Origin of the sequence: Neobacillus niacini (assembly GCF_030817695.1) — a bacterium.
GTDB lineage: Bacteria > Bacillota > Bacilli > Bacillales > Cytobacillaceae > Neobacillus > Neobacillus niacini_F.
In genome coordinates this window covers 3523193-3538619 of sequence record NZ_JAUSZQ010000002.1, presented here as the reverse complement: position 1 = coordinate 3538619, position 15427 = coordinate 3523193, and the positions used below count along the sequence as shown (strand labels likewise).

Sequence of the window (15427 nt, the reverse complement as noted above, 5' to 3'; positions counted from 1 at the left end):
AATGCTAAGTTTACTAGCATTGTTTTCAGCACTATCCGCAGTTGGCGCTGCGATTAAGATTCCTGCTATCGTAGGCAGTGTTGCTTTTGATGTGTTTCCAGCGCTGCTTGCTGCAGCCTTGTTAGGCAGCGGGGCAGGAGCAATGGTCGGTGCGTTAGGGCATTTGTTATCTGCCCTAATTTCAGGTTTTCCATTAGGACCGCTGCATGTATTAATTGCAATCGAAATGGCACTTCTTGTCTTTCTTTTTGGTGTTCTTTATAAGAAAAATAAAAAAATCACTGCTGGTATTCTCTTTATTCTTATGAATACTTTTGCAGCACCATTGCCGTTTATTATTTTAATGAGTAAAGCATTTTATGTTGCATTAGTGCCATCATTATTAATCGGTTCTATGATTAATACACTCATCGCTATTGTGGCAATCCGGCGGCTAAGGGCTTTATTTAAACAAAATTTAATTAATAAAGATGTTAAATTATGAGGGATATCATTACCATCCCGATAACTAGTACCGAGTCGCTTATCATCGCAAGTGATAATAGCGGCGGTATTGGTATGAAAACAGAAGATCATGTACAGGTTTCATACGAAACGGTAGCCTATTATTCATTTAGAGTAGCAGCAATGGAATGTATGGCAGCAGGAGGAGTTCCATTTTCAGTTGTTCTTCATAATTTTTGTGGAGATAACACATGGAGTGAGCTTGTAAAGGGAATTCAAAAAGGTTTAGCAGAATTAAATCTAGAGAATGTCCCGATAACTGGCAGTACAGAGAGTAATTTTCATTTACAACAATCCGCGGTTGGATTAATTGTTCTCGGTAAAAGGTCTTTATCTAAAAAATCGGAGAATATTTTTTCTAATCATCTGATGTTCGCCGTTATTGGCAGCCCATTAGTAGGGAATGAAGTCTTGGACCATGCTAATCAGGTCGTACCTTTATCAGTTTTTAGAGAAGTCAATAAACTTGAAGAAATAATCGTTTGGCCTGTTGGCTCAAAAGGAATCCTGTATGAGTTGAATCAGATGTTTACAAATAAAGAATTTACGAAAGAAATGCTTCATACGAAACTTGACGTAATAAAATCATCTGGACCTGCAACCTGTTTTATTATTGCGTTTGAACAAGATCAAGAAGAGAAATTGAAAAAAATCGCAGCTGGGTTTTATCATTTCATTACTGTTAAATAAAATAGCACGCCTTTACGGCGTGCTATTCGTTTAAACCTTGAATTTTTTGGATAATCGTATCAATGCCTTTTCCGATTGAAAACATTGTCTCCTCTAAACTCTTTTTCCAAACGGGAGCTTGTTCCTGAATCTTTTCACCTAGTTTTTGGGCATTTTGATTTAATTCCTCTTTGATTTTCTCTGCCTGCTCCTTTATCTCTTCGCTTGTCTGTGCTTTACCAGCTAATTGGTCATTAATCGAAACGACATCAAACGTTTCTTTTTGTATATGAGGGATCGATGATTTCATAATTTCTTTGAAAATCGGAACGACATTACCAGAACCGCTGCTTGGGAGATAATGCTGTCGATCGGTTTGGTCATAGCCGATCCATATCGCTGCTACTAAGTTAGGTGTGTAACCAACCATCCATTGATCTTTCGTCCCGTTTATATCAGTAAAGGGAAGCTGGGTTGAACCTGTTTTCCCGGCTATCTGAACATCAGGAATTCGTGCGTTTTTTCCGGTACCAGATTCTACCACATTCAAAAGCATGGCTGTAATCTTGTCGGCATTCCCTTTTGAAGTTACCTTTGTGGTTTCCGGTTCACGTTCAGCAATGATATTTCCAGTAGGACCAACAATTTTAGTAATGAGATGGCTGTCTTGACGCTTGCCACCATTTGGAAAGGCAGAGAATGCATTTGCTAATTGAAGCGGAGATATTCCTTTGCTCATTCCGCCTAATGCAATAGCAAGGTGTTTATCCTCGTTTTCGACAGGCAACCCAAATGTTTTGAGCTTGTCTAATCCTTTTTCAAGACCAATCTCATTTAGGAGCCAAACCGCTGGGACATTTAATGATTCCTCTAGGGCTTTGTACATCTGAACCTTTCCCTGATACGTTTTTGAGAAATTTTCAGGTTTGTATTCCCCAAAAGAAGTAGGCTCATCAACGAGCTCTGAGTCGAATGTGTAGCCTTCCTCAAGAGCAGGTGTATAAACCGCGAGCGGCTTAATGGTTGAACCTGGCTGAGCCTTTAATTGGGTAGCGCGGTTAAAGCCTCTAAACACATGTTCACCTCGGCCGCCAACAAGAGCGAGGACACCTCCTGAAGCCGGGTCCATCAGAACAGAACCACTTTGAACAATACGTTCACCAGAACCTCTCGGGAATAGTGATTTATTATTGTTTACCTTTTCGAGGCCTGCTTGCAGGTTTTGGTCTAATTCAGTATATATCCGATAACCTCTAGTTAAAATTTCTTCCTGGGTTAATCCGTATTTATTGATTGCCTCGTTTAGGACCGCATCCACATAATAAGGATACTTACGCTCAACAACACTTCCACTGCCGCTATTAATTTTTATCTTTTCGTCCTTTGCCGCAGTGTATTGTTCCTTCGTAATCATCCCAAGTTCATTCATCTTACTAAGAACGACATTTCTTCGTTTTATCGCTACGTCATAGTTTTTGGTCGGGTCAAGGTAACTCGGTGATTGCAGCAGCCCAGCGAGCAATGCTGCCTCGCTGATCGTAACATCCGTAATCTCTTTATTAAAATATCTTTTTGACGCATTACTGATTCCCCATGCACCACCGCCAAAATATACTTGGTTTAAGTACATTTGTAGGATTTCATCTTTTTTATAGACTTTCTCTATCTTTACGGCTAAAAATAACTCTTCCGCTTTCCGTTTATAGGTTTGTTCAGGGGAAAGCAAAGCGTTTTTCGCTAATTGCTGTGTAAGAGTGCTGCCGCCGCCGGTAATATCTCCTGCAAATAAATTGTTGAAGAAAGCCCTCGTAATGCCTTTAATATCAAATCCATTATGTTCATAAAAGCGTTCATCTTCAATGGCCACCACTGCACCATGAACATATTTCGGGAGATCTTCAATCTTAACCCCCTGAGTCCGATTAGTCGCGACATTTGTAGCGACACTGTCATTACGATCATAAATGACGGTCGGTTGACTAAGACCTTCCTTTAATGTCTGGACATTTGCTCTTGTTGCAAGCCAGCCGAAGTAAACAATCGTTACGAGAACAACAATTAAAATGACTAATAATAATAGCTGTGTGATGTGCTTCTTTTTCCAGAAACGGACAATCATTTCCCAATATGGGCGTAATTTTTCCATTGTGTCTCCTTTCCTTCAAAAGGTTTTCTGTTTTATTCATTATAAAATTTTTAGCAAAAAAACACCAATAATAGCCTTTTATGGTCAAAAACAAAGGAATAGAGAAGTTTAATTGTAATTCTGTGATATTGGCGGACAACCATTTTCATTCCAAGCATATGTTAATAGAAAGACCGGTCTAAAACAAAGAAAGGGGATGTGAGAATGATCAACTGGAAAGTCCGCTTTAAGAACAGAAGCTGGGTAATGGCGTTTGTTGCTCAGTTGATGATCGTGGCGCAAATGCTTTTGCAAGGATTAAACGCATTAGGGGTTACCGATTTTCAACTTACAGATGCGGTTCAGCAATCCATTCTTACCTTTGTAAATGCAGTATTTATTTTATTATCATTGATGGGTATCGTTCAGGATCCTACCACTAAAGGTATGAGTGACAGTGAACGCGCAAAAACATATAAAGAACCAAACTAATCATATAGAGTGAAGAAACGCTTAAATGCCTAAATAATGGCAAAGTTCGAGTGTTTTTTTATTCAGGTAGAATTTTGTCGTTATAAGGAGATTGAAACTTCTGAATTGTCGAAGGGCTAGGCGGTATAATGAAGTTGGGAACAAGGACAGATAAGGAGTAATTCCTGAGAAAGGGGTTCTTGATATGTGGTACTGGATTTCGATGGCAGCAGGAATATATATGCTATTTATTATCCTTGAGGAGTCTGTTTGTTACTTTTGGAATCGCTATGTCTACGAACCAAAAGAGCGAAAAGCAAGACGTTGGAAAAATATTATTTTAGGAATCGCCTTTATCATTCAATTGCACATAATAGAAATCAGAAGAAAACATACACAAAAAGGAAGTCTAGGTAAACAATCTGCATAAAAAAGTTCCTTTACAATCCGTAAAGGAACTTTTTTTATGCAGTTACTTTTGACTGTCTAGTGTCAGCTGAAGAATTTTGTACCAGTGGCAGAGTTATGTTAACGGTTGTTCCGATACCCATTTCACTGTCAAAAACGATATTTCCTTTGTGTGATTGAACAATTTTATAGCTGACGGTTAATCCTAAGCCTGTCCCTTTTTCTTTTGATGAATAGAAGGGTTCACCAATCTTTTGGAGTCGTTCTTTTGAAATACCACAGCCATGGTCTTTGACGGTAATGGCTAATCGGTTATCTTCAATTAGACCAAGACAAATCGATATTTTACTGTCACTATTCGAAGCTTCAATTGAATTCTTGATTAAATTAATAAATAACTGTTTTAACTGATTTGGCTCACACTCAATGATGATATCCTCTTTTGGAAAATTTGATTCAATCTGTACATTGTATAGGGTAGCTTCGACAGCTAATAATGAAATAACATCATTTAGAATTTTTTGAATCGCTAATTTTGTATATTTTAAATGCTGCGGTTTCGCTAAGAGTAGGAGTTCGCCTACAATATGATTAATTCGATTTAATTCATCTAGCATAATTTGATAATAATCTTGGTGTTTATTATCTTCCATTTGTAATAATTGAACAAATCCTTTTAATGAGGTTAGTGGATTTCTAATCTCGTGGGCGACGCTTGCAGATAACTCACCGACAACGGATAGCTTTTCTGTTCTGCTAAGACGTTCTTCTGTTTGCCTTAGGGTCGTAATATCACGTCCGATTATAACTAAACCTTCCCTAGTTCCATCTTCATGAAATAAGGGGACTTTAATCGTATCAAAAATTTTCGGTGTTCCATCTGGCTGCGGAACGACCTCTTCGCAGCGTGTGATGGTACCCTTTTCCCATGTTTCCTCATCGGATACTTCACAGTATCTCAGTGCTTCCGCATAGAACTCAGTGTATTCTGCTAATTCGGAGTCTTTTTTTCCTAGGTAATCAACATGCTCAAGCTGAAATAATTTCAAACCAAAATCATTGGCTTGTATCCAGCGCCCTTCACCGTCTTTGAAGTTTACAAAATCTACCATTGAGTTGATGAGGGTAGATAAGCGTTTTTCTTGTTCTTTCGTCGTATCAAGTTCTTCTTTTTTTAGGATAAAAAAATAAAAGATTCCACCCGTTACAAGAATATAGAATATTTCTTTCCCTCTTTCGACATAATTTACAAGGGATGAAGGGATATAATGTGCCAGTATATAGTTACTTGCGTAAATCCAAATTAAGCTAGTAATCAAGAACAGAATTACTAATTTTGTTTTCTTCATTTATTTCTCCTATCCTCTCTTGGAAGGAAAGTTTCCTAGATTTTCAAAAAAATTAATTGCATATTCTATACTACTAAAAATTTAGGTAATATGGAATATCAGAAACCTGGAAATCTGCATAATCACAATAAAAAGGTTATAAAACTGGTAACATTCACGTGGGACGAATTCTTTTGAATTTATCCATATTAGCTTTGGTTGTCTAATGTTGAAAAAAGTAAATCAAATTTATGAATAAAAAACTTGTTTTATCTGAAAGTTCAGAATAAAATTAAATAGACATACCAACCGGTAGGTATGTATCCGGTTTTGCCAGCATAATTATATTTAGCGGCTACTATCCTAAATTCTAAAAAATGAATGGAGTGAAAGGTATGCATTTACGTCTGACAGATGAGCAAAAAATGGTTCAAAAAACAATTAGAAGATTTGTAGAAAAAGAATTAATCCCCCTAGAGAATGATGTGTTAAGAAATGAGAGAGAAGGAAAGCCAAGTCTTTCTCCAGGAATACTTAAAGAACTCCAATTAAAAGCAAAGGAAGCTGGCTTCTGGGGCATAAATACACCAGAGGAGTATGGTGGAGCGGACTTAGGGCAAATGATGATGGCCATCGTTTTGATGGAGGTTTCAAAGACCTTTGTTCCATTTAGCTTTGGCGGATCGGCGGACAATATCCTTTATTACGGTAACGAAGAACAAAAGAAGAAATATCTAATTCCAACTATTAATGGTGAGAAAAAATCTTGCTTTGCGATGACGGAGCCAGGTGCAGGGTCCGATACGAGAAATATTAAAATGACAGCAGTTAAAGATGGAAATGACTGGGTGTTGAATGGCGAAAAAACATTTATTACAGGTGGTAATGAAGCAGACTTTGTTATGGCGATTGCTATCACAGATAAAAACCTTCACCAATCAACACAGGGGCGAGAAGGGGTTACCTGTTTTATTGTCGACCGAGATATGGGCTGGAAATCGGAGTATATACATACCATGGGAGAATGGGGACCAGCCGGCCTTGTATTTGAAAATGTTCGAGTACCAGAAGAGAATATTCTTGGTGAATTACACAAGGGTTATAATCTAGGATTGGAATGGATAGGATTTGCCCGATGGGTAGTCGGTGCCAGAGCCGTAGGTGCAGCGGAGCGATTATTACAAATGGCCATTGATTATTCAAAGGAACGAATTACCTTTGGGAAACCAATTGCAGAAAGACAAGCCATTCAGTGGCAAATTGCTGACTCTGCAGTTGAAATAGAAGCAGCCAAATGGCTGGTATTAAATGCAGCCTTCACGCTTGACAACGGAGAAGATAATCGCCACCTAGCTTCGATGGCAAAGCTTTATGGAGCGAATATGGGGAATAATGTTGTCGACCGTGTTCTGCAAATTCATGGTGGAATGGGTTATACAAAGGAATTACCAATCGAGCGCTGGTACCGTGAAGCAAGACTCTGGAGGATTTATGATGGTACCGATGAAATTCAGCGGATGATTATCGCAAGAAATCTAATTAAAGGACATGTTAAAGTTGGGCAATACGTATAATTAATTCTGAAAGCGTTATCTAAAAAATACTAGATTAATTGATTTTGTTTAGGAGGAAGTTGATATGGCAGGTAGATTTACAGGAAGAGTTGCATTTGTAACCGGCGGAAGTCGTGGGATTGGAAAAGGAATTGTTGAACGTTTTGCGGAAGAAGGCGCAAAGGTAGCGTTTATAGATTTAAATGAAGAAGCATTAGCAGAGACAACAAATGAACTGAGAGAAAAAGGGTATGAAGTTTTTTCAAAGGTTGCGAATGTAGTTGACGCTGATCAGGTAGAAGGTGCGATCAAGGAGGCATACGAAGCATTTGGATCGCTTGATATTCTCGTTAATAATGCAGGAGTAATCCGAGATAACTTACTATTCAAAATGACAGACTCTGATTGGCAGACTGTCATGGACGTTCATTTAAAAGGATCGTTTAATGCGGCACGTGCGGCCCAAAAATACATGGTTGAAAACAAATACGGCCGAATTATTAACATATCTTCTACTTCAGCACTTGGGAATCGCGGTCAAGCGAATTATGCTGCTGCAAAAGCAGGATTACAGGGCTTCACAAAGACGCTTGCGATTGAGCTGGGTAGATATGGAATTACGGCAAACTCTGTTGCACCAGGGTTTATTGAGACTGAAATGACTATGGAAACAGCTGAAAGAATTGGTGTTCCATTTGAGCAATTAATCCAGCACAGTGTAGCCAATATCCCTGTTGGAAGAAGTGGAAAGCCTGCAGATATTGCCAATGCGGTTGTTTTCTTTGCCGATGAAAAATCTTCTTTTGTGAGCGGTCAGGTTATTTATGTGGCCGGTGGACCAAAAAATTAACGTTAAAAGCGAGGGGAAGATAAATTGTTCAGTGAACAGGTTGGTAAACGTTCCACGAAAGTGAAAAACGTGGTGGAAAGAGGTGCCGTAAAGAAATTTGCGGAATCAATTGGAGACCTTCATCCTATCTATTTTGATGAAGAAATAGGAAAAAATTCACGCTATCAAAACAACATTGCTCCACCAACATTCCCAAGAACGTTTGATTATGGGGAGATTGAGGGATTACATCTGCCGAATAAAGGATTAATCCATGGGGAGCAAACTTTTCATTACCAGCGTCCCTTAGTTGTTGGTGAGGAACTTCATTGTTATTCCGAAATGAAGCGATACTTTGAGAAAAAAGGAAATTTTGGCGAAATGGGTTTTCTTGTCTTAGAAAGCTTTGGTGAAGATTTGGCTGGTAACGTGATTTTTAGTTCAACATCAACCATTGTTATTTCTGAAGCTGTGAGGAAGGTGCTGACAAAATGAGTACTCTTACGCAATTACAAGTTGGTGAATCACTTAAAGAAATCCAGTTAGACCCGGTCTCACGGATTGATTTAATAAAATATGCAGGTGCCTCCGGCGACTTTAATCCCATCCATACGATCGACGAGGAAGCGAAAAAAGCGGGCCTGCCAGGGATTATTGCACATGGTATGTGGACAATGGGCAATCTTGCTAAGCTTTTTACGCGATATTTTGAAGAAGGATTCGTTAAGGATTATTCCATCCGCTTTAAAGGAATGGTTTTCTTAAATGATGTAATTACACTAAATGCAACATTGAAGGAAATAAATGGAACTAATCTTCGATTTCAAGTTCAGGCTGTTAACCAAAATGGAAATGAAGTTTTAAAAGGGGAAGTTTTGTTTACCCAATACTAATCACCGATAACCCGGCCAAAAGAGCGCTCTATCTATTGGCTGGGTTAATTACTATTCGAAAGCGGGTTATGTAGAAAAGAGAAATTTGGTGAAAAAATAGTATTGAATATTATAAATATTTTGTATACTATGTCTTTAGCAACATACCAACCAGTTAGTATGTAAAATTTTTAAATAGATAGAGTAAATTCACAATGGGAGGAAACGGCAATGCATGTGAAAGAGTTATTTGATTTAACTGGAAAGGTCGCAATCGTTACAGGAGGTGGACGAGGTCTAGGTCAGCAAATTGCTGAAGGATTTGCGGAAGCTGGTGCTAATGTAGTAGTTTGTTCAAGGAAACTTGAGGCGTGTGAGGAAGTAAGTGAAGGGTTAAAGAAAATCGGTGTCGAGAGCCTTGCCATAAAATGTGATGTAACCAATCCAGAGGATGTAAAGAATGTAGTTGACCTTACGTTAGAAAGGTTTGGAAGAATCGATATCCTAGTAAATAATAGCGGCGCTACTTGGGGGGCCCTGGCAGAAGATATGCCACTCGAGGCTTGGAAGAAAGTAATCGACGTCAATGTTACAGGAACATTCCTTATGTCACAGACTGTGGGAAAAGTTATGTTAGAGCAGAAATCAGGAAAGATCATAAACATTGCCTCGGTAGCGGGTCTTAAGGGAAGTAATCCTAATTTTATGAATGCGATTGGCTACAACACTTCCAAAGGAGCGGTAATTACTTTTACAAAGGATCTAGCAGTTAAATGGGGTCCGCACGGTATTTATGTTAATGCAATCGCGCCAGGGTTTTTCCCTACGAAAATGTCAAAAGGACTGCTAGAGAAAGGCGGCGAAGGTATTCTACAAGGCACTCCATTGCGTAAGTTTGGTTCAGATACCGACCTAAAAGGAGTTGCACTTTTCCTAGCAGCACCCGCATCTGATTTTATCACAGGGGACATTGTTGTTGTGGATGGCGGCGCACACGCAATGTAAAGTATAACATGTATTTAAAAATAGTTAATCAGGTTCAGTAACGCGCTCAAGGGAGCAGCCAATCTCACGTTTGCTCCCTTGTAAAATCGTTAGATAATCAAAGGAGGGAACCAATGGAGATTCTTATTCAGCAATTATTTAATGGTTTAACAATTGGAAGCGTTTACAGTCTAGTAGCTTTAGGTTTAACGCTTGTTTATGGGATCCTGCACATTCCTAATTTCGCACATGGTGCACTTTACATGATGGGGGGATACATAACGTTAATGATGATGACCAAGTATGGATTACATTATTGGATTGCTATTTTTGTATCGATTTTGGTTGTTGGTATTCTCGGTGTTTTAATGGAAAGATTCGTATTCCATCCTCTTAGAGAAGCACCTCCAATCCATGATAAAATTGCTGCCATTGGTATTCTCTTATTCTTAGAAGCGTTCGCTCAATTTGTCTGGGGGGCCGAATTCCAGAGTATGCCAACTCCATATGGTCAGGTGGTTGAAATCTTGGGATTGACCTTTACAATGCAGCGCTTGCTTATAGTCATATCAGCTATCGTCGTTATGATTCTATTAACATTATTCTTGAAAAAAACCTTTACCGGTTCAACTATTATTGCGATGTCACAAAATCGTGAAGGAGCAAACCTTGTTGGAATCAACACGAATAAAGTCGCTATGCTTACCTTCATGATATCTGGTGGTTTAGCGGCAATAGCTGCGTCGTTAAGTGCACCTATTAATCTCGTTTTCCCTGCAATGGGGCAGTTAGTCATTTTAAAAGCATTTGTAATTATCATTCTTGGCGGTATGGGAAGTGTACCGGGAGCCATTTTAGGAGGCTATATTTTAGGATTTAGTGAAAGCTTAGGGGCGACCTATATTTCCAATGACTATAAGGACATTATTGCCTTTGTCCTCCTCGTTCTAATTTTATCTGTTAAACCTACAGGTCTTTTTTCAAAGGGGGGACATTAATGTCAAAAATTCAAAGAATTGTTATTCTACTTCTTATCTTACTAGCCATTGTCTTTCCATTAATCAGTCAAAATGATTATTTCATCCACGTGATGACTCTCTCCTTTATTTGGATGATTGGTGTATACGGCCTTAATCTGCTTGCGGGTTATACTGGTTATCTTTCCTTGGCACATGCCGGTTTTTTTGCAATAGGAGCCTATTCACTAGGTTTATTAACCACCAAAGCAGAAATGAATTTCTGGCCAGCACTTCTTCTATCCCTGGTTATTACAGGTGTCATAGGATTCTTTGTCGGCCTCATCTCTCTTAGAACAAAAGAGCATTTTTTTGCGATTTATACGCTCTGTGTCGGCTATATTATCTATCTTGTCATTGATAAATGGGACAGCTTAACCGAAGGAGTTCGGGGGCTGATAGGTATTCCTGCACCGGCAAACATCGGACCACTTTCTTTTGAAACCTTACAAAGCCACTACTACTTAGTTTTGTTCTTCCTGCTCCTTGTCGTCCTCATCATGTATCGTATTGTTCACTCACTTTCAGGCAGAACCTATATCGCCATTCGAAATAGCGAAGATTTGGCGCAAACCATCGGGATCTCCACGATGAAAAATAAACTAACAGTATTTGTCATTTCCGCGGTGATAGCGGGGCTATCCGGCGCACTGTATGCAGCTTTTGTCCGTTTTATTGGACCTGATATCGGCTCAATTATGATTGTGTTTGATTTTCTAACCTATTTACTTGTTGGAGGGATTGGCACCTTAAGTGGACCCATTGTTGGTACGATCCTGATTGTTGTCCTATCGCAGCGGCTTCAGTTTTTACAGGATTATCGGATGCTCGTTTTCGGACCCGTGTTAACTCTGTTAATTATTTTCTATCCGCGCGGAATTGTCGGAGCCGTCGCAAGCTGGACTCAAAAACGAAAAACCTCGGTTCACCAATCAATCATGAGTGCTAAGAAACTGCCTGAAGAACAAGTAAAGGAGGGGTAAGGATGATTTTTTTGGAAACGAAGAAGTTAACAAAAAAATTTGGTGGATTAGTGGCTGTTAACAATGTTGACTTTACGATTGAACAAGGAAAAATTAACGCCATCATTGGTCCGAATGGTGCTGGTAAGTCTACTTTTTTTAACTTAATCAGCGGCTTTCATCCTCCAAGTTCGGGACAGGTTATCTTTAAAGGGAAGGATGTTACTAAATTACCTTCTAATAAAATCGCACAGCTAGGGGTTGCGAGGACCTTCCAAACTACGAATCTATTTGAGCAATCCAGTGTGTTGGATAATATCATTGTCGGGCATAGGTTACGGACAAAGTCTAATTTGTTTGATGCGATTTTCCGGACAAAGCGGCTTAAATTAGAAGAAGATCTTTGCCGTGAAAAAGCTATGGAGGTAATTGAGTTTGTTGATCTACAAAAAGTAGCACATAAACCTGTTGCAGGTTTAACACAGGAGGAGAAAAAACGAACAGCGTTTGCATTGGCACTGGCCACTAACCCTGAAATCGTCTTTCTTGATGAACCTGCGGCAGGAGTCAATCCCGATGAGACCGAGGGTTTAGCGGTTTTAATGAAAAAAATGGCTGCTAAGGGAATTACCGTTTGTCTGATTGAACACAAAATGCAAATGATTATGAAACTAGCTGACAAAATCATGGTATTGAATTATGGAGAAAAGATTGCCGAGGGGAAACCTGAAGAAATCCAGAATAATCAGGCTGTCATAAAGGCTTATTTGGGAGGTGGGGAAATTGCTTAGTTTGAAAAACATCTCTGTCAAATATGGCAGTTTTGCCGCGGTTCATGACATAAACATCGAAGTGAATGAGGGAGAGATCGTCGTCCTATTAGGTTCAAACGGTGCCGGCAAAAGCACTACCTTTCGTACGATTAGCGGATTAAACAAGCCTGCAGAAGGTGAAATTCTTTTTGAAGGAAAATCTTTAAACAAGGTGTCTGCGGACAAAATTGTTCAATTAGGGATTGGTCAATGTCCAGAAGGTAGAAAGCTCTTCCCAGCGATGTCTGTACAGGAAAACTTAAGAATGGGAGCATTTGTTCACAGAAGGAAGAAGGATGAAATTAAAAAGTCTTTACAGCACGTCTACGAACTTTTTCCGATACTCCATGATAAAAAGGAAGATGCTGCTGGTTCATTGAGCGGTGGGCAGCAGCAAATGCTTGCCATCGGCAGGGCGTTAATGTCGAAACCAAAATTGATGCTCCTCGATGAACCATCGGTTGGTCTAGCGCCATTGATTGTCGAGCAGATGTTTGAGGTCATCCAGCAAATAAATCGTGAGGGGACGACGATTCTCCTGGCAGAGCAAAATGCCAACGCTGCATTAAAAATTGCAGATAAAGGCTATGTGTTTGAAAATGGCTCCATTGTCCTTCAAGGTACATCACTAGAATTATTTGCTAATGATGAGGTTAGGAAGGCGTACATAGGAGCTTAAAATTTGTTTGCCTTCTAAGGGGGTGATGGTTCACATTCACCACGTAGTGCAACTGAAAATTCTATGAAAATACAAGGGGGAAAACATGAAAAAAATGAAGTGGCTTTTTATGTTCAGTATGGTATTCGTATTAATTTTCAGCCTTGCAGCCTGCAATAGTTCAACCAATACATCCGGAGATAATGATCAAAAGGAAGATGACAATAATTCAGAGGAAGTAGGAACCGTTAACATCGGCTATACAGGTCCATTAAGCGGCCCAGCTGCCTTTTATGGAGAGCGAACATTAAATGGTGTGAAAATGGCGGCTGATGAAGTAAATGCGGCTGGCGGCTTTGAAGTGAACGGAAAGAAGTACAAATTAAATATCGTTTCCTTAGACGATAAATACCTGCCAAATGAAGCCGGAGCAAACGCCAAGAGATTAGTTCAAGAAAATAAACCGCCGATTATTTTTACACCGCACAGCGGCGGAATTTTCGCATTACAGGTATTTAATCAGCTGGATAAATTTATAATTGGCGCTTATTCAAGTGAACCGCAAATTACTGAAGTTGGAAATAAATTAACGGTTCGAATCCCGCCGCGTTATGACGGGTATTTGCAGCCTTTCACCGAGTATGCAATGGACAACTTTGGTAAGAATGTTGCATTCCTGCCAACTGCTTCTCAGTATGGTAAGGACTGGGCAGCCAACCTAAAGACTTACTGGGAAAAAGAAGGCGGTAAAGTGGTTTATGACTCTGCGATCGATTTTACCAAAGAAACAGATTTCTTCACGATTTTAACGAATTCGCTAAAAGAGAAGCCAGATGTATTGTTCATCGGTGGTGCCTCTGAGCCTACTGCGAAAGTAGCAAAACAAGCTCGTGAGCTTGGCTTCAAAGGCGGCTTTATCGTTATGGACCAGGCGAAATTTGATGAAATGAAGTCAGTAACTGGATCCTATGACTTATTGAATGGTTCGATTGGTGTTATGCCGCTAGTAGATTCACAAGAAGCTGCGATTCCTGATTTTGTGAAACGATATAATGATAAGTATGGGGAAAATCCTGGTTCTGAAGCGGGTCTCAACTATATTGGCATGCATGTATTTGTTGAAGCCATGAAAGCTGCTGGTTCGGTGGATGATGTTGAAAAAATCCGTGCTAATATGCAGGCTGGATTAGACAATTTAGCAGACGATAAAAAGATCTATACGATTGACAAAATTGGTGAAGATGGCGGATTTGAATTTGATTTATCAGTAGCCGCAGTTGAAGATGGCAAAATTGTTCCAATCAAAGTAGATTAATAGCGATAGTTTAGTAGAGCAGGGCATATCTATATAAAGCTCCCTCGTGTGGTTAGCACAAGGGGGAATTCATGGGTGGTCTAAATTCTAGCACGTGCAAAAGGCAAAAAAATTGAAGAGATTTATAGATTCTCAGAAAGTGAATTAGGCGTATTATAAAGGTCTTTATAAAAAGGAGGAAGGAAAATGACAGTAAAAGTCGAAGCTCAAAGTTTTCCGCTGTTTATTAATGGAAAGTGGGAGCCTGCAAGCAATCAAGAAACCTTTGACAGATGTAGGACCAGCTATTTCTAAGAAACAGAAAGAAATGATTCTTTCTTATATTGAAGCTGGTAAACAAGAGGGGGCAACCCTTGTTTGCGGTGGAAAGGAAGTTAAGGTAGCGGGCTGTGAAGATGGATACTTTGTAGAACCAACGATTTTTACCAACGTAACAAATGATATGAAAATTGCACAGGAAGAAATTTTCGGACCTGTTTTATGTTTGATTCGCTATGCTGAGTTAGACGAAGCCATTAAGATGGCCAATGATAGTATCTATGGATTGGCGGCAGGTGTTTGGACTCGTGATGTCAATATATTTGCCAAAGGTAAAAGAGTTAGGAGAAGCATTAAATGTTGACGTGAAAGGTGATACTGCTGAAGCGGCTTTAGCAAAGGTAGTAGAAAAAGTCCGTTTGCTGCAGCATAAAGTCGGCCTTCCTGCTGATTTCACTCAGTACAATATCACGGAAGAAAATCTAGCACAAACTGTACCAGCCGTCATGAAAGACCCAGCTGCACTGAGCTTCGCAATGCCAAAGGAATTAATCGAAGCCATTGGGCAAAGAGTTGTTCCACTTGGAGTAAAATAACTTTGTTGCCTAGCCTGCGAACGGATATTCGTTGGCTAGGTTTTTATTTTTTTTTTGAATACTAGGA

18 protein-coding genes are annotated in these 15427 nt (G+C 39.5%); 16 read left to right on the top strand and 2 right to left on the bottom strand.

Going from position 1 to position 15427, the window contains the following annotated elements:
• Position 1 precedes the first annotated feature (1 nt).
• On the top strand, positions 2-484 hold the full coding sequence (locus QFZ28_RS17975) for an ECF transporter S component (protein WP_307195915.1): 483 nt from the start codon (positions 2-4) through the stop codon (positions 482-484).
• Positions 481-1194 (top strand): ATP-binding protein, encoded by a 714-nt coding sequence (locus QFZ28_RS17970; protein WP_307195914.1) that lies wholly within the window; start codon positions 481-483, stop codon positions 1192-1194. Before QFZ28_RS17975 ends, QFZ28_RS17970 begins: the two co-directional genes overlap by 4 nt.
• A 22-nt stretch (positions 1195-1216) precedes the next feature.
• Here QFZ28_RS17970 and QFZ28_RS17965 read toward each other — a convergent pair whose 3' ends face one another.
• Positions 1217-3319: a transglycosylase domain-containing protein gene (locus tag QFZ28_RS17965; protein WP_307195913.1), complete on the bottom strand. Its 2103-nt coding sequence runs from the start codon at positions 3317-3319 to the stop codon at positions 1217-1219.
• A gap of 204 nt (positions 3320-3523) precedes the next feature.
• Between QFZ28_RS17965 and QFZ28_RS17960 the strand changes: the two genes are divergently transcribed.
• Together QFZ28_RS17960 and QFZ28_RS17955 are read left to right on the top strand one after the other, a co-directional pair.
• Positions 3524-3790, top strand: a complete 267-nt coding sequence (locus QFZ28_RS17960) for a phage holin (RefSeq protein WP_307195912.1) — start codon at positions 3524-3526, stop codon at positions 3788-3790.
• A gap of 184 nt (positions 3791-3974) precedes the next feature.
• Positions 3975-4199 (top strand): hypothetical protein, encoded by a 225-nt coding sequence (locus tag QFZ28_RS17955; RefSeq protein WP_307195911.1) that lies wholly within the window; start codon positions 3975-3977, stop codon positions 4197-4199.
• A gap of 34 nt (positions 4200-4233) precedes the next feature.
• On the opposite strand, the gene QFZ28_RS17950 is transcribed toward QFZ28_RS17955, so the two are convergent.
• On the bottom strand, positions 4234-5526 hold the full coding sequence (locus QFZ28_RS17950; RefSeq protein ID WP_307195910.1) for an ATP-binding protein: 1293 nt from the start codon (positions 5524-5526) through the stop codon (positions 4234-4236).
• Between the two features lie 374 nt (positions 5527-5900).
• Here QFZ28_RS17950 and QFZ28_RS17945 point away from each other — a divergent pair, with 374 nt between their 5' ends.
• The 12 genes from QFZ28_RS17945 (at position 5901) to QFZ28_RS17890 (ending at position 15360) form a co-directional block, all read left to right on the top strand.
• Positions 5901-7079 carry an acyl-CoA dehydrogenase family protein gene (locus QFZ28_RS17945; protein ID WP_307195909.1) on the top strand — a complete coding sequence of 393 codons (1179 nt, stop codon included), beginning with the start codon at positions 5901-5903 and terminating at the stop codon, positions 7077-7079.
• A 64-nt stretch (positions 7080-7143) separates the two neighbouring features.
• Positions 7144-7908 carry a 3-oxoacyl-ACP reductase FabG gene (gene fabG, locus QFZ28_RS17940; RefSeq protein WP_307195908.1) on the top strand — a complete coding sequence of 255 codons (765 nt, stop codon included), beginning with the start codon at positions 7144-7146 and terminating at the stop codon, positions 7906-7908.
• A 24-nt stretch (positions 7909-7932) separates the two neighbouring features.
• Complete coding sequence (locus QFZ28_RS17935; protein WP_307195907.1) at positions 7933-8382, top strand: MaoC family dehydratase N-terminal domain-containing protein; 450 nt, start codon at positions 7933-7935, stop codon at positions 8380-8382.
• Positions 8379-8780, top strand: coding sequence for a MaoC/PaaZ C-terminal domain-containing protein (locus tag QFZ28_RS17930; protein WP_307195906.1), 402 nt, complete (start codon positions 8379-8381; stop codon positions 8778-8780). Before QFZ28_RS17935 ends, QFZ28_RS17930 begins: the two co-directional genes overlap by 4 nt.
• Before the next feature lie 210 nt (positions 8781-8990).
• Positions 8991-9764 (top strand): SDR family oxidoreductase, encoded by a 774-nt coding sequence (locus QFZ28_RS17925; protein ID WP_307195905.1) that lies wholly within the window; start codon positions 8991-8993, stop codon positions 9762-9764.
• A gap of 113 nt (positions 9765-9877) precedes the next feature.
• Positions 9878-10741, top strand: coding sequence for a branched-chain amino acid ABC transporter permease (locus tag QFZ28_RS17920; RefSeq protein ID WP_307195904.1), 864 nt, complete (start codon positions 9878-9880; stop codon positions 10739-10741).
• On the top strand, positions 10741-11742 hold the full coding sequence (locus QFZ28_RS17915; protein WP_307195903.1) for a branched-chain amino acid ABC transporter permease: 1002 nt from the start codon (positions 10741-10743) through the stop codon (positions 11740-11742). Before QFZ28_RS17920 ends, QFZ28_RS17915 begins: the two co-directional genes overlap by 1 nt.
• Positions 11743-11744: 2 nt before the next feature.
• Positions 11745-12512, top strand: coding sequence for an ABC transporter ATP-binding protein (locus tag QFZ28_RS17910; protein ID WP_373428086.1), 768 nt, complete (start codon positions 11745-11747; stop codon positions 12510-12512).
• Positions 12505-13212: an ABC transporter ATP-binding protein gene (locus QFZ28_RS17905; protein ID WP_307195902.1), complete on the top strand. Its 708-nt coding sequence runs from the start codon at positions 12505-12507 to the stop codon at positions 13210-13212. Before QFZ28_RS17910 ends, QFZ28_RS17905 begins: the two co-directional genes overlap by 8 nt.
• Positions 13213-13297: 85 nt before the next feature.
• The gene (locus QFZ28_RS17900; RefSeq protein WP_307195901.1) at positions 13298-14506 is read left to right on the top strand and encodes an ABC transporter substrate-binding protein; all 1209 of its coding nucleotides are present in this window, start codon (positions 13298-13300) and stop codon (positions 14504-14506) included.
• 265 nt (positions 14507-14771) lie between these two features.
• A complete protein-coding gene (locus QFZ28_RS17895) occupies positions 14772-15128 on the top strand; it encodes an aldehyde dehydrogenase family protein (RefSeq protein ID WP_307195900.1) in 357 nt (118 codons plus the stop codon).
• Positions 15088-15360, top strand: coding sequence for a hypothetical protein (locus QFZ28_RS17890; protein ID WP_307195899.1), 273 nt, complete (start codon positions 15088-15090; stop codon positions 15358-15360). Before QFZ28_RS17895 ends, QFZ28_RS17890 begins: the two co-directional genes overlap by 41 nt.
• Positions 15361-15427 lie beyond the last annotated feature (67 nt).